The 14,335-nt window shown below is 63.1% G+C and carries 10 protein-coding genes, 1 pseudogene and 1 riboswitch; of the genes and pseudogenes, 6 read left to right on the top strand and 5 right to left on the bottom strand.

Annotated elements, in window-relative coordinates; all coding sequences use genetic code 11:
- The first annotated feature begins 158 nt into the window (after positions 1-158).
- The 4 genes from CKW39_RS00320 to CKW39_RS00305 all read left to right on the top strand — a co-directional run bounded on the left by CKW39_RS00320 (position 159) and on the right by CKW39_RS00305 (position 3,811).
- Complete coding sequence (locus CKW39_RS00320; RefSeq protein ID WP_095796223.1) at positions 159-962, top strand: succinate dehydrogenase cytochrome b subunit; 804 nt, start codon at positions 159-161, stop codon at positions 960-962.
- Positions 962-1,657, top strand: coding sequence for a succinate dehydrogenase/fumarate reductase iron-sulfur subunit (locus CKW39_RS00315; protein WP_095796222.1), 696 nt, complete (start codon positions 962-964; stop codon positions 1,655-1,657). Before CKW39_RS00320 ends, CKW39_RS00315 begins: the two co-directional genes overlap by 1 nt.
- Positions 1,658-1,769: 112 nt before the next feature.
- Positions 1,770-1,867: riboswitch (SAM riboswitch) on the top strand.
- A gap of 61 nt (positions 1,868-1,928) precedes the next feature.
- Positions 1,929-3,323: an O-acetylhomoserine aminocarboxypropyltransferase/cysteine synthase family protein gene (locus CKW39_RS00310; protein ID WP_095796221.1), complete on the top strand. Its 1,395-nt coding sequence runs from the start codon at positions 1,929-1,931 to the stop codon at positions 3,321-3,323.
- Entirely contained in the window at positions 3,320-3,811 is a 492-nt protein-coding gene (locus CKW39_RS00305; protein ID WP_095796220.1) for a CoA-binding protein, read from the top strand. Before CKW39_RS00310 ends, CKW39_RS00305 begins: the two co-directional genes overlap by 4 nt.
- 98 nt (positions 3,812-3,909) lie before the next feature.
- Here CKW39_RS00305 and CKW39_RS00300 read toward each other — a convergent pair whose 3' ends face one another.
- Positions 3,910-4,476 (bottom strand): hypothetical protein, encoded by a 567-nt coding sequence (locus CKW39_RS00300; protein WP_095796219.1) that lies wholly within the window; start codon positions 4,474-4,476, stop codon positions 3,910-3,912.
- A gap of 144 nt (positions 4,477-4,620) precedes the next feature.
- Between CKW39_RS00300 and CKW39_RS00295 the strand changes: the two genes are divergently transcribed.
- The gene (locus CKW39_RS00295; protein WP_216823131.1) at positions 4,621-5,916 is read left to right on the top strand and encodes a hypothetical protein; all 1,296 of its coding nucleotides are present in this window, start codon (positions 4,621-4,623) and stop codon (positions 5,914-5,916) included.
- Positions 5,917-6,040: 124 nt separating this feature from the next.
- On the opposite strand, the gene CKW39_RS00290 is transcribed toward CKW39_RS00295, so the two are convergent.
- The 4 genes and pseudogenes from CKW39_RS00290 to ilvD form a co-directional block, all read right to left on the bottom strand.
- Positions 6,041-7,543, bottom strand: coding sequence for a sodium:alanine symporter family protein (locus CKW39_RS00290; protein WP_095796218.1), 1,503 nt, complete (start codon positions 7,541-7,543; stop codon positions 6,041-6,043).
- A gap of 137 nt (positions 7,544-7,680) precedes the next feature.
- Positions 7,681-8,711 (bottom strand): annotated as a pseudogene (locus tag CKW39_RS00285) (ornithine cyclodeaminase).
- 57 nt (positions 8,712-8,768) lie between these two features.
- Complete coding sequence (locus tag CKW39_RS00280; protein ID WP_095796217.1) at positions 8,769-10,394, bottom strand: amino acid permease; 1,626 nt, start codon at positions 10,392-10,394, stop codon at positions 8,769-8,771.
- A 188-nt stretch (positions 10,395-10,582) separates the two neighbouring features.
- Positions 10,583-12,421 (bottom strand): dihydroxy-acid dehydratase, encoded by a 1,839-nt coding sequence (ilvD, locus tag CKW39_RS00275; RefSeq protein ID WP_095796216.1) that lies wholly within the window; start codon positions 12,419-12,421, stop codon positions 10,583-10,585.
- A 253-nt stretch (positions 12,422-12,674) separates the two neighbouring features.
- Between ilvD and CKW39_RS00270 the strand changes: the two genes are divergently transcribed.
- On the top strand, positions 12,675-14,201 hold the full coding sequence (locus CKW39_RS00270) for a gluconokinase (protein ID WP_095796215.1): 1,527 nt from the start codon (positions 12,675-12,677) through the stop codon (positions 14,199-14,201).
- Positions 14,202-14,335: the final 134 nt, after the last annotated feature.

The raw sequence follows: 14,335 nt of genomic DNA, 5'->3' as shown, positions 1-14,335 counted from the left end.
CTGGTTGCTCCTTATCTTTAAGGCTACGAAGAAAAGGCAGGCACCGACTCCCCCGAGCGTTGGAATTTCACCCCGCGCGCATGAGGATCGAGTTGTTCGTTACTTCCCAGGGCACTCGAACTGATACTTCCGCGCAGAACTCTTAGGATGATCCAGTGATGAATCCCGCCGCTCAGCCTTCGACGGACACTGCCGACTCCACTCCCAAGCTCAGCGCGTGGGAGGTGATGTTCAAGGACGCCACCAATGCCGAGCTCAAACTCGCCATGGCCGCGTCCGGAACCATCTTGAGCCTGTTCACCGCGGGGCACATGGCCGGGAACATGCAGGTGTACCTGGGCCGGAAGCACTACAACGACTATGCGGAATTCCTCCGCACCGTCGGTGCTCCGGTGCTGCCGCGAAATTCCGTGCTGTGGGTGGTGCGTATCGGGTTGCTCGCGAGCGCCACGAGCCACATCATGGCCGGCGCCGAACTCACACTGCGGGCCATGCGCGCCGAGCGCCACACGGTCCAGAGCACGTTTCAGGACCTCAAGCTCCAGCTCACGGGCAAGCAGCGCAGGCGTCCTCGTGGCCGGCGTCGCTCGGTCCCCCAGATCATCGCCCGCTCCATGCGCTCCACGGGTGTGGTGCTCGGTCTGTTCACTGCGTACCACGTTGCGGATCTGACGGTCGGGGCGCGCCCGGCGGCGTCAGTGAAGCATCGCCACGGGGACGCCTACGGCAATCTGGTGGCAAGCCTGTCCCGCCCGAGCGTCGCGTTCTTCTACACCGCATCCATGGCTGCCTTGGCGGGCCACATGATTCACGGCGTGCGCACGGCCGCCATGGACGCAGGCTTCACGACCACCGAACAGCGCGCCCAATTGATCGAGGCCATGGCCAAGCTGGTGGGTGCCACTGTGGCTCTCGGAAACGTCACCATCCCCGTGGCCGTACAGGCCAAGGTGGTGCGCTGATGCTGCTGACAGTGCACGTGTGGCGGCAGGCTTCCGCCGAGGATCAGGGCACGTTCGTGGCCGTGAGCCCGGTCGAGGCTCGCGAAGACATGAGCATTCTGGACCTACTCGACGCGGTCAACGAAACCCTCACTCGCCAGGGCGATGACCCCGTCAGCTTTGACGATGGCTGCCGGGAAGGCATCTGCGGCAAGTGCGGCGTGACCGTGGACGGCGTGCCCCACGGCCCGGACAAGAACCAGGCATCATGCACGCAGTCACTGCGGGCCTACCGCGATGGGGACGAGATCTTCATCGAACCCATGCGCGCGGGCTCGTTCCCGGTCAAGAAAGATCTGTCCGTGGACAAGAAGGCTCTGCGGCGGGTGGCCAAGGAGGCCAAGTTCCCGGTGGCACTCAAGGCCCTGGGCAACGCCGGCTGCATCAGCTGTGGCGCATGCGTGGCGGCTTGCCCCAACGGTTCCGGCCAGTTGTACGTGGGCACGCTGCTCAAGGAACTCCCGCCGCTCGCCAAGACTCCGGAGGAACGGAACGAACGCTCGAGCAAGGTGCTCGACGCCGCCGAGCACGAGTTCGGCCCCTGCTCCCTTTTGGGCGATTGCATGGAGGTCTGCCCCGCCGGCCTCCCCCTCGAGAACCTCACGGAAGTCGCTCGAGAAAATCTCCGCCGGATGAACCCGGGGAAGTACGCCTAATTCACCGCGGATGCGCGGGAGGTCCCGCGCGGCGGCGTCGACGGCCGTCTCGCACCGTGGTCACCGGCGGGCCCCGGTTTGTGAACGTCGACACCCACGCGACACAATGGACTCACCATCCCGAGCGGCCGAGAGACCTGGATCGACGACGCCGCAGCAACCCGCAGCGATCGGCCTACTGCACGGTGCTACCGCCAGGACCGATGGAGTGCTGCGCGGCCCCGGGCAGTGTTCGGACGGGAGCTGTACGCGGCCGACAAGGAGGAGCCCTATGGCCGAGCACCAGTTCGGTTTCCGCACCCGTGCACTGCACGCAGGCGGCACCCCGGACGCCGAGCACGGCGCCCGTTCCGTCCCGATCTACCAGACCAGTTCGTTCGTCTTCAAAGACGCCGACGACGCCGCTAACCTCTTCGCGCTGCAGAAGTACGGCAACATCTACTCGCGCATCGGCAACCCCACCGTGGCTGCGCTGGAGGAACGGATTGCGTCCCTCGAGGGCGGTATCGGCGCGGTAGCAACGGCCTCCGGTATGGCTGCCGAGTTCATCACCTTTGCCGCGCTGTGCGGACAGGGCGATCACGTGGTGGCTTCCTCCCAGCTCTACGGCGGAACGGTCACGCAGTTGGACGTGACCCTGCGGCGCTTCGGTGTGGAGACCACCTTTGTTCCCGGCACCGATCCGGCCGACTACAAGGCGGCCATCACCGAGAACACCAAGGCCGTTTACACCGAGCTCGTGGCCAACCCGTCCGGTGAGATCGCCGATTTGGAAGGCTTGGCGGAGGTCGCCCACGAGGCAGGCCTGCCGCTGATCGTGGATGCCACACTCAACACCCCGTACCTGTGCCGTCCGTTCGAGCACGGCGCGGACATCGTGATCCACTCGATCACCAAATTCCTGGGCGGCCACGGCAACACCCTGGGCGGTGTGGTGGTCGAGTCCGGTCGTTTCAACTGGGGCAACGGCAAGTTCCCTGCAATGACCGAGCCGGTCCCCTCGTACAACAACGTGACGTGGTGGGGGAACTTCGGTGAGTACGGCTTCCTGACCAAGCTGCGTTCCGAGCAGCTGCGCGACATCGGTCCATCGCTGACCCCGCAGGCCGCGTGGAACCTGCTGCAGGGAGTGGAAACCCTCCCCCAGCGCATGGACGCCCACGTGGCGAACGCGCAAGAGGTCGTGCAGTGGCTGGCCACCGATCCGCGCATCGGCTACGTGAACTACGCGGGCCTCGAGGATCACCCGCACCACGAACGCGCAAAGAAGTACCTGCCGCAGGGCATTGGTTCCGTGTTCGCCTTCGGGGTGGCCGGCACCGATCAGCTCAGCGGACGCGAAGTGGGTGGCCGGTTCATCGAAAACCTGCAGCTGGCCTCGCACCTGGCCAACATCGGTGACGCCCGCACCCTGGTGCTGCACCCGGCGTCCACCACTCACCAGCAGCTCACCTCCGAGCAGCTGGAATCCGGCGGCGTGAAGGAAGACCTGATCCGCATTTCCGTGGGTCTCGAGGACCCCGCCGACATCCTGTGGGACCTGGACCAGGCACTGACCGCCGCGACCGGGATCAACCGCGAGGGCGACGTCGTCGAAACCGTGACGCCCGCAGCGGCCACCGCCGAACCCACGTCCGAAAAAGCTGCCGAAGGAGTCCACGCATGAGCACCGAACGCACCTGGGTGGGCCCCAGCGCCCCCGAGCGACTGAACATCCTGCGCAACACCGAGTCGATCGCGATCGTGGGCATGTCCAATAAGCCCGCGCGGGCCAGCTACTTCGTGGCCACGTATCTGCTGTCTTCGTCCCCGTACCGCGTGTACTTCGTGAACCCCGTGTTGGACGAGGTGCTGGGCCAGAAGGTCTACCCCTCGCTCGCGGACCTGCCCGAGGTCCCGGACATGGTGGACGCGTTCCGCAAGGACTCCGATCTGCCCGGTGTGGCCCAGGAGGCCGTGGACCTCGGCGCCAAGACCGTGTGGATGCAGCTGGGCTCGTGGAGCGAGGAAGCCGCGGCGATCGCCGAGAACGCCGGGCTCAACGCCGTGATGGATCGCTGCGTGAAGATCGAACACGCCCGCTTCCACGGCGGCCTGCACCTGGCCGGCTTCAACACCGGGGTGATTTCCGCCAAGCGTCAGGTGGTTGCCTGACGGTCCTTGAGCGACCAACCATTTGATCCCGCTTTACTGCAGAGTAGCCATGGTTACTTGGCAGTAAGGCGGGATCAGATGGTTCTGGACCGCGTTGCTCAACCCAGCCGCAGCACCACCGCCGCGCGTTCCCAGCCCTGGGACTCGCGAGCTGGCACCTCGTCCTCGGGGACCACGGTGTACATGCGCTCGGCGTCGGCCAGGAAGGCCTCGTTGGCCATGGACGAGACCAACGGGTCCAGCACCTCTGCCGGATCGCGCTCAACCGAAGCATCCGCGAGCAGCGGTCCCATGTACGCGACCTCATCCTGCACGGACAGCGTGGAGTGTGCGATCGGCTTGCCCCACTCGTCCACCTCGAACCGTGTGACATCACCCATGGGTGCGTCGAACATGCCGGACTCCCCCGGGAAACTCAGGCCTCGATCCAGCTCCTGAACCGCTCCGGTCATCAGGATGTCCCGGGACAGCACGTCTTTCTCCTTGACGTTGACGGCACCGCGAACCATGACAGCCTGATCCTCCGCGCAGACCAGCACCAGACCCTCCTTGGAGGGCACTTCACCGTTCCACGCCACCACATTCTGCGGTGGCACTTCGGTGCCACGCACCGCGTCCCAGCCGGCCACCCAGTCCTTGAGGTCCTCTTCCCATTGCTGCACCATGTGGTTCTCCCCTCGCCGAAAGTTTTGCACCGAGTATCTCACTCTGGGCCGTGACGCCAAGTCGCTTCTGACGGGTAGCCCTCTATCCTGGGAAGGTTCAGTGTTTCTCGCCATCTGTCCCCTAATTTGGAGGAGTTGTTTTCCGTGGATGCCAGAAAAACATTACAAGTCACTCTGGCCTTCGTCGGCCTCCTAGTCGGGGCGGGTTTCGCCACCGGTCAAGAAGTTGTCCAGTACTTCATCTCATTCGGCACGTGGGGTATTTCCGGTGCCGTGGTCTCCGGCATTCTCATGGTTGCCGCGGGTGCTGTGATCATCCAGATCGGCAGTTACTTCTTGGCAGAGGAGCACCGCGGCGTCTTCCGCTCCGTGGCACACCCCGTGGTCTCCAGATTCTTGGACATCAGCGTGACCCTGACCTTGTTCGCCATGGGATTCGTGATGCTCGCCGGCGCCGGCTCCACCTTGGAGCAGCAGTTCGGCCTTCCCGCTTGGATCGGTTCGGCCATCATGGTGGGCATCGTGATGCTCACCGGCCTGCTCAACGTCAACAAGGTCACCAACATCATTTCCGCAGTCACACCCCTGATCTTCGTGGCCGTGATCGTGGCGTTCATCTACACCATGCTGCAGCTGCCTGTGGACCTCGGTGCCATGAGTGATCTGGCCGTGCAGGCCGATTCCCCCGTGTCTCCGTGGTGGCTGTCCGCGATCAACTACACCTGTATGGCCCTGATGCTGGGTGTCTCCATGAGCCTGATGATCGGCGGCAACACCCCCAACCCCCGCGTGGCCGGTTGGGGCGGTGTCCTGGGTGGCGTGGTGTACACGATCTTGCTGGTCATGAACGCCGTGGCATTGCTGGTCAATTACGAGTCCGTGGAAGGCTCTGACATCCCCATGCTCATGCTCTTCGAGACCATGCACCCCACGGCTGCACTGGGCATGGTGATCGTGACGTTCGTGATGATCTACAACACCTGCATCAGCATGTTTTACGCGCTGGGCCGCCGCATCACCGTCAACCACCGCAAGCGATACGTCCCGGTGTTCCTGGGAACCTGCGTGGCCGGTTTCTTGGTGAGCCTCATCGGCTTCGGAACTCTCATGGCCTACGTGTACCCCGCCATTGGTTACGTGGGGATGATCATGGTGCTCGTCATGCTGGTCTGGTGGTTCCGTAGCCGCCCGAAGATCGCGAGCGAAGAAAGCCGCCGCGACCGCATGCGCGCGCTACTGACCCTGAAGGAATCTGAGGACAAGGACTTCCCCGAAGGCCACGAGAAGCGCCTCCAAGACGCCGCGAACCAATCGACCGCGGACGGTGACGCCATTACCGGCGCCATCGACGCAGAGGTCGTTCGCAGTCTCGGCAAGAAGAACGGCAAGGACCGCGGCGCAGACAAGCGCGAGACTTCCGACTCGAAGGACCCTCACTGACCCCGGTTCATCAGTCGTGGCGAAAGGCCCCTCACCACGCGTGGTGAGGGGCCTTTCGTCTGGTGCGCGGGCGGCGTCGTCGTCCTGGTCGCGAACGATTCATGACGACGACGCCGCGACGGGACTAGCCGCGCTTGGCCTCTTTCTTTTCGGCCTTCTCCTCCGCCTGAACGATCCAGTGCTCGCGGGTGGTCACGAAGTCCGTGCCGTCCCACGCGCCCAGGCCGGACAGACCGGGGATGTCACCGGAGTGGAAGACGGGTTCCACACCGGCCTTGCGCTGGTCCATGTAATTGCGCAAGACCTTGGCTGCGACCCCGGCCAACCCGACCAGGGCGATCAGGTTGATGGTGGCCATGAACGCCATGAACAGGTCCGCGAGCGACCATACGAGATCCAGAGCGGCAATGGCACCCAGGAAGACGCACGCCAACACCAGGAAGCGGTAACCCGTCATGACCGCGCGAGAACCGGTCATGAAGCGAATGTTGGACTCGCCGTAGTAGTAGTTGCCGATCACCGACGACCACGCGAAGAGGAAGATCGCGACGGTCAGGAAGTGAATGGCCCAGTCGCCCAGCTGTGCGCCCAGCGCGGTCTGAGTGAGCGAGGCACCCTGGCGCTCATCGCCGAACGTCGGGTTGGAGAGCAGGATGATGAACGCGGTGACGGAGCAGACGATCATGGTGTCGAAGTAGACGCCCAGGGACTGCACGAAACCCTGCTTGGCCGGGTGGGACACGGAAGCGGTGGCGCCGGCGTTGGGCGAGGAACCCATACCGGCCTCGTTGGAGAACAGGCCGCGCTTCATGCCCTGGATCAGCACACCGATCAGGCTGCCGGTCACGAACTCACGGATACCGAAGGCACCTTCCACGATCATGAGGAACATGGCGGGGACCTCAGTGATGTTCAGGGCAACAATCAGCAGTCCCAGAATCAGGTACAGGACGGCCATGACGGGAACCACGATCTGAGTCACGCTGGAGATCGAGCGAATACCGCCGAAAATGACGGCTGCGGTGATGGCCACCAGGGCCAGGCCGATCACAATGCGGATCCACATGTTCTGGCTGTCGGCCATGTCCAGGTTGAACGAGCCGCTGACCGCGTCCACGATCGAGTTGGACTGCACAGAGTTGAACACGAAGCCGTAAGTGATGGTGATGGTGACCGCGAAGATCAAACCCATCCAACGCTTCTTGAGTCCTCGCTCCATGTAGTAGGCAGGGCCGCCCACATAGCCGTCCCGGGACTTGATCTTGTAGAGCTGGCCCAGGGTTGATTCCACGAACGCACTGGCCGCGCCAATGGCCGCGATGGTCCACATCCAGAAAACGGCGCCCGGGCCACCCAGGCTGATGGCGATAGCTACACCGGCAATGTTGCCGGTGCCCACGCGGGCAGCTGCGGAAACTGTGAACGCGCGGAAGGATGAAATGCCCTTCTTACCGTCCTCAGCGTCACCGGGCGAGTCGGTGAGAACCCGGAACATTTCGGGAAGTCCGCGCAACTGGATCACGCCGGTGCGAACGGTCAGGTAGAGACCCACACCAATGAGAATCGCGAAGACGACGTACCAGACGTACTCGCCCACCGTTCCGACAAGTTCTGTTAATGCATCCATGAATATCCCCGGACTTCTCCCTCGGAACAGTCCCGCTCACCGCTGCCTTCGGGCGAGCGGGACTGGGTGCCTAATGTGCGCTGTTGCACTGATTTAGGTCACAGTAGCGGAAACTACCGCCGGGGTGTGAGCGCGGCTCAGCCCACGGGCTTGAGCGAGTTCACCAGTGAGAACAGGTCCTTGGGATCTTCAGGCTCGGCCACCAGGTCGATGTAGGTCTGCAGTTCCGTACCGTTGGTGGAATCACGCAGGCAGCGCAGTGCGGAGAAGTCCGCAATGGCGAATCCCACGGAGTCGAAGATGGTGATCTCTTCCTCCGAGGTACGGCCGGGTGCCTGATCGGTGAGGACCTTCCAGAACTCCACGACCGGGAAGTCCTCCTCGACCTGCTGGATCTCGCCCTCAATACGGGTCTGCTCGGGGAATTCCACGAACACGGTGGAGCGGTAGAGGATCGCGGCCTCCAGCTCGGTCTTGCCCGGGCAGTCGCCGCCCACGGCGTTGATGTGCACGCCGGGCTTGACCTGCTTGTCGGACAGGACGGTGTTCTGCGCCTTGTCCGCGGTGCACGTGGTGATGATGTCCGCATTGGCCACAGCCTCGTCCGAAGAGGACATGGCCGTGACTCGGAAGCCCAGCGGCTCCAGGTTGCGCTTGAGCTTGTCCATGGCGGCAGGGTCCACGTCGTAGACATCCAGGTCCTCAATGCCCATCGCGGCGCGGAAAGCCAGTGCCTGGAACTCGGCCTGAGAACCGGAGCCGATCATGCCCATGCGCTTGGAGTCCGGACGGGCCAGACGCTTACCCACCATGGCAGATGTCGCCGCGGTGCGCAGCGCGGTCAGCAGGGTCATCTCCGCCAGGAACGTGGGATAGCCGTTGTCCACGTCCGCCAGAACACCGAAGGCGGTCACGGTCTGGTAGCCGCGGGCGGGGTTGAACGGATGGCCGTTCACGTACTTGAAGGAATACTCCTCGCCATCCGAGGTGGGCATCAACTCGATCACCCCGAACGGCGTGTGGCTGGCCACGCGCGGGATCTTGTCGAACTTCTCCCAGCGGGCGAAATCTCTCTCTCCAGGTACTTGACCATGTTGCGCATGATCCCCTCGACGCCTTCGCGCTGGATCCATCGGGCCATATTGGGTACGTCGACGAACTGTGTCATGGTCTCGTTCTCCTTAGAGGGATGATCCCCGTCAGTGGTGTGCTTGTCGGTGCTGATCTAGTCGGAGTTGGTGGTGTCGGTGGTGGCTGCGTCCGTGTGCGGCTTGGGAACTTGATGCAGTGAAGCCGTGGAAGTGGTGGAGCCGGATCCGGTGGACCGCTCGCGGCCGACTCGGAAGGCGCTCACCACCGGACGCTCCGCCAGAACGGGGAACGCCCCCGTGTAGCCCTCTCGTTCGGCAGCGATCGCACGGACTCGACCGCGCACCACGAACCAACCGATCATCAGGATGGGGATCAACACGAGTGAGGATCCCAGGGTCAAGGTGCCCACCGGGTAGTCCACGGCCATGAGCACAATCACACCCGCAAGGAACGCAATGGTCAACCAGTTGGTGAAAGGAGCCAGTGGTGCGCGATAAGAGGGTCTGTTGTAGAACCCCTGCCTGGCCATGGACACGTACTTCATGTGCGACATGGTGATAGCCGCCCAACCGGCCATGGTTCCCAGTGCGGCCAGGTTCAACACGATCTCGAACGCCTGCTCGGGAACCACGAAGTTCAGGCCCACACCCAGCACAGCGACACCGGCCGTCATCAAAATGCCGCCGAACGGCACACCGGAGTTGGTGAGTTTTCCGGCGAACTTGGGGGCCGATCCCGCTTGCGCCATGGAGTGCATGATGCGTCCAGTGGAATACAGGCCCGCGTTCAACGAAGACAGCGCCGCGGTAATCACCACGAGCTGCATGATCGGACCGGCCGCATCCACGCCGATGGACGAGAAGAATGTCACGAACGGGCTCTCGGTGGCGCTGTAGGCGGTGTAGGGAAGGAGCAGGCACAACAGCAGCACGGAACCGACGTAGAAGACGGCAATACGCAAGATCACGGTGTTGATCGCCCGCGGGATGACCTTCTCCGCGTTGCGGGTCTCACCGGAAGTGGTTCCCACCAACTCGATACCGGCGTAGGCGAACACCACGCCCTGCACCACGATCAACGCCGGAAGAATACCGGCCGGCAACAGGCCACCGTTGTCCTGGATCAGGGAGAAACCGACCTCGGAACCGGTGGGTGTTCCGAACATGACGAAGAAGATTCCAACTATCAGGAAGATCACGAGCGCCAGGACTTTGATAAGCGAGAACCAGAACTCCAGTTCACCGAACACCTTGACGGAGACCATGTTCATGGCAACCACCAGGACCACTACGACCAGCGCCAAGATCCACTGCGGGATACCCGCCACGGTCTCGCTGTACTGCCCGAACCACTTGATGTAGATGGCAATGGCCGTGGCATCCGCGACCGCGGTCATGGCCCAGTTCAACCAGTAGAGCCAACCGGAGACGTACGCCGCTTTCTCACCGTAGAACTCGCGTGAATACGACACGAAGGACCCGGAGGACGGCCGGTGCACCACGAGCTCACCGAGCGACCGAAGAATCAGGTAGCCGAAAAAACCACAGATCGCGTACAGAATGAACAGCGACGGACCCGCCTGCTCCAACCGGCCACCGGCACCCAGGAACAAACCCGTTCCGATCGCACTACCGATCGCGATCATCTGAAGCTGTCGCGCACCCAGTCCCTTGTGGAAACCAACGGTTTCATCGTTGAACCGCTCTTTAAGGATCTGACGCTCTTCGGTCGTCCCGATGTGTGGGCCCTGCTGTGCCATCCAAAAGTCCTTTCGCATGAGGCCCGTACATCTTCGCGTGCCTGAGAGCTGAGCTTAGGACCAGGGTTGTTACCTGTGACACGCGCGCCACCCGAAAGGGCAAATATGACAAGAAGATGACCCCGTTAATAAACGGGGTCATCTTCTTCATTTCACTAGCGGCTTCGCTACAAATGAATAACTTTCATTTAGTCCTCGACAACGCGCACTGCGCCCTTATCGGCAGAGGTCACCATGGAGGCGTAAGCCCGCAACGCCTTTGACACCTTGCGCTCTCGCGGTTTGGTGGGCTTCCAGGGTGCGGAACCCTTGGCTTCGCGACGGCGCGCAAGCTCGGCGTCGTCGACGTTGACCCGAAGCACGCGGTTCTCCACGTCGATCTCGATCTCATCGCCGTGCTCGATCAGACCCACGGCACCGCCAGCTGCGGCCTCCGGGGAGATGTGGCCGATCGACAGGCCTGAGGTACCGCCGGAGAAGCGACCGTCCGTGATCAGGGCGCACTTCTTACCCAGGCCCAAGCCCTTGAGGTAGCTGGTCGGGTACAGCATTTCCTGCATGCCCGGTCCGCCCTTGGGGCCCTCGTAGGCAATCACCACGATGTCCCCTTCCTTGACGTTCTTGGAGAGGATCTCGTGCACGGCCTCGTCCTGGGACTCGACCACGTAGGCATTGCCCTTGAAGTGGAACAGCTCGGGGTCGATGCCGGCCGTCTTGATCACGGCGCCGTCCTCAGCGATGTTGCCGAACAGCACGCACAGGCCACCCTCGATCGTGTACGCGTTCTCGATGTCGCGGATGCAACCCTCGGCGGCGTCCAGATCGTGGTCCTCGTACTCGTTGGCCTGCGAGAACGCCTGGGTGGTGCGAACACCGCCGGGTGCGGCCAGGAAGAACTCCTTAGCTTCATTCGAAGCCTTGCCGGAACGAATGTCCCACTCGTCCAGCCACTCGCCCATGGTCTGGGCGTGCACGGTGTGGACGTCCTCATCCAGCAGGCCGCCGCGGCGCAGCTCACCCAGGATGGCGGGGATACCACCGGCGCGGTGTACATGCTCGATGTGGAATTTAGTGGAGTTCGGCGCCACCTTGGCCAGACACGGAACCTTGCGGGACAGTGCGTCGATGTCCGAGAGGTTGAAGTCCACCTCGGCCTCCTGGGCCGCAGCCAGGATGTGCAGCACGGTGTTGGTCGAACCGCCCATGGCCACGTCCAAGGCCATGGCGTTGCTGAACGCGGCCTTGGTGGCGATGTTGCGGGGCAGCACGGACTCGTCGTCCTGCTCGTAGTAGCGCTTGGCGGACTCGACCACGCGGCGGCCGGCCTCGAGGAACAGGCGCTTACGGTTCACGTGGGTCGCCAGCGTGGTGCCGTTACCGGGCAGGGACAGCCCCAGCGCCTCGGTCAGGCAGTTCATGGAGTTGGCGGTGAACATGCCGGAGCACGAACCACAGGTGGGGCAGGCATTCTCCTCGATCTGGGCCAACTGAGCGTCCGTGATGGATTCATCCACGGCCAGGGCCATGGCGTCCACCAGGTCCACGCGGTGCTCCACCACGCCCTCGACACCTTCACCGGATTCCATGGGTCCACCGGAGACGAACACCACGGGGATGTTCAGACGCAGGGCAGCCATGAGCATGCCCGGAGTGATCTTGTCGCAGTTGGAGATGCACACCAGTGCGTCCGCGCAGTGGGCGTTGACCATGTACTCCACGGAGTCCGCGATGATGTCACGGGAGGGCAGGGAATAGAGCATGCCGTCGTGGCCCATGGCGATGCCATCATCCACGGCGATCGTGTTGAATTCCTTGGCCACACCGCCGGCCTCGTGTACGGCGGAGGCCACGAGCTCGCCCATGTTCTTCAGGTGCACGTGTCCGGGGACGAACTGGGTGAAGGAGTTGGCGATCGCGATGATCGGCTTACCGAAGTCCTCGCTTCCCATGCCGGTGGCACGCCACAGGGCGCGCGCTCCCGCCATGTTCCGGCCGGTGGTTGACGTGGCTGATCGCAGCTGCGGCACAGTGACTCCTTCCCAAGGTGTGGTTCGGGCTCTCACGCGGCTCGAAGTTGCCGCGACCCGAAAGATTTGTTCGTTCAAGGATACGCGCGGCCCCTGACGCTATCCACATGTCGGTCATGCATCTCAAAATTTGGGACGCCGACGCCGCTCTCTCCCGTTTCCTGCCTCCCTCACGCGAGTTGCTCCCGCCCCACGCTCGGCCCCGCTCCATAGACTGAAGGTGTCGATCCACCGCAATGGAGCAGGAGGAATCATGGCCAAACACAAGGACACACCGCGACCGGATGACGGGGTGGAGTTCGCTGTCGAACTCAAGAAAGCAGTGGACCCGTTGGTCATGGCCCTTGACGTTGGCTCCACGGCAAGCCGCGGCTCTCTCCACGATGCCACCGGGACCCCGGTCCGTGGCTACCGGCACAAGGTTCCGCATTCCTTCACCACGAACTCCGACGGCACATCGGTGATCGATCCCGATCAGGTGGTCGAAGAGCTGACCGAGATTCTGGACCTCGTGTGTGACCGGCCCGAGCTGGCCGGGCGAGTGCGCGGCGTCGGCCTCGATACTTTCGCGTCATCTCTCGTGGGCGTGAACGAAGACGGGGACGCTATTACCCTGTGTTTCACGTATGCGGATTCCCGCTGCGCACCGCAGCTCGCGCAGCTCCGGAAAGAACTGGACGAGCGCGAAGTCCAGGACATCGTGGGCGCCCGACTGCACACGAGCTATCTGGCGCCGAGGTTCCGCTGGCTCGCAGAGACGCAGCCAGAGATCATGGAGGAAGCCGCTCGATGGATGTCCATCGGGGAATATGTCTGGCTGAAACTGTTGGGCACTACGGCAGCGGGCACCGCAACCGCCGCGTGGACCGGGCTGCTCAACCGGCGCTCCGGCAACTGGGATCAGTGCATGCTCAAGGCCGCGGGAATCACCGAGGACGTGTTGTCCCCGATCCTCGACCCCGATCAGCCGCTACCGGACGTGGACCCCGAACGCACCGAACGCTGGGAGGCTCTCTCCGACGCCCAGTGGTACGCACCTGTTGCCGATGGGTTGTGTGCCAACGTCGGCGTGGGCGGCGACAATCAGCAGACCATGGTTGTCTCGGCTGCCACTTCCGGAGCCATGCGAGTGCTCCTGCATCACCGGCCGAACGATATTCCGCCCGGGCTGTGGTGTTACCGGATCGACTCTTCTCGATGCCTGTTGGGTGGTGCCCTCAATGATGTCGGTAGGGCCATCAGCTGGCTTGAGACCACGCTCAATCTGGACGGCGTTGACCTGGACGAGATTGCGGCGGAAGCAGTGTCCCCTTCGACCCCGGGGGTGCTGCCCTTCCTGACCGGCGAACGTTCCACTGGTTGGGCCGGCAGTGCGCGCACCGCGTTCGTCGATGTCTCCGCGTCCACCGATGCCACGGGAATGGCGCGCGGCATGTTGGAGGGCATCGCGGCGTCGTATCGACGAGTTGCCGATGAAATGGAAGAGGCTGCCAAGGACGTCGAGAAGATCGTGGCCGCGGGAAGCGTGACGCAGGGTCTACCGTCGTGGCTGCAGATTCTTGGCGATTACCTGGGCAAACCTGTCATCCATCAGGTGATGAAGCGCTCCACCGCCCGCGGCACGGCGCTGTTAATGCTCGAGTCACTGGCACCGGATGTGGAACCGGCGAATCACGAACCCGCTGGCACGTACTCCCCGCAATATGAGACTCGTGAGTACTACGACGGTGTCCACGAGCGGTTCGAGCGCGTGTACGACGCGTTGGTGGCGGGGTCCTGATCCGGCGGAGCGCTAACCGCGGAGCATGCTCCGCGCAGCTGCACTATCCAGCAACCTGCGCGAGTCTGAGGTGAGGCAACGGCACCGACGAAGTCTCAAGTGAGGGAAGTGTCGATTTCCTGCTCCGAAATGGC

Source organism: Kocuria sp. WRN011 (assembly GCF_002295155.1).
Lineage (GTDB): Bacteria > Actinomycetota > Actinomycetes > Actinomycetales > Micrococcaceae > Kocuria > Kocuria carniphila.
This window is presented reverse-complemented; position numbering and strand designations above follow the sequence as displayed.

What these genes read in the sequence shown, in the direction of transcription:
- CKW39_RS00320 (WP_095796223.1), top strand. Translation starts at nt 159, where the DNA reads ATGAATCCCGCCGCTCAGCCTTCGACGGACACTGCCGACTCCACTCCC.
- CKW39_RS00315 (WP_095796222.1), top strand. Translation starts at nt 962, where the DNA reads ATGCTGCTGACAGTGCACGTGTGGCGGCAGGCTTCCGCCGAGGATCAG.
- CKW39_RS00310 (WP_095796221.1), top strand. Translation starts at nt 1,929, where the DNA reads ATGGCCGAGCACCAGTTCGGTTTCCGCACCCGTGCACTGCACGCAGGC.
- CKW39_RS00305 (WP_095796220.1), top strand. Translation starts at nt 3,320, where the DNA reads ATGAGCACCGAACGCACCTGGGTGGGCCCCAGCGCCCCCGAGCGACTG.
- CKW39_RS00300 (WP_095796219.1), bottom strand. Translation starts at nt 4,476, where the DNA reads ATGGTGCAGCAATGGGAAGAGGACCTCAAGGACTGGGTGGCCGGCTGG.
- CKW39_RS00290 (WP_095796218.1), bottom strand. Translation starts at nt 7,543, where the DNA reads ATGGATGCATTAACAGAACTTGTCGGAACGGTGGGCGAGTACGTCTGG.
- CKW39_RS00280 (WP_095796217.1), bottom strand. Translation starts at nt 10,394, where the DNA reads ATGGCACAGCAGGGCCCACACATCGGGACGACCGAAGAGCGTCAGATC.
- CKW39_RS00270 (WP_095796215.1), top strand. Translation starts at nt 12,675, where the DNA reads ATGGCCAAACACAAGGACACACCGCGACCGGATGACGGGGTGGAGTTC.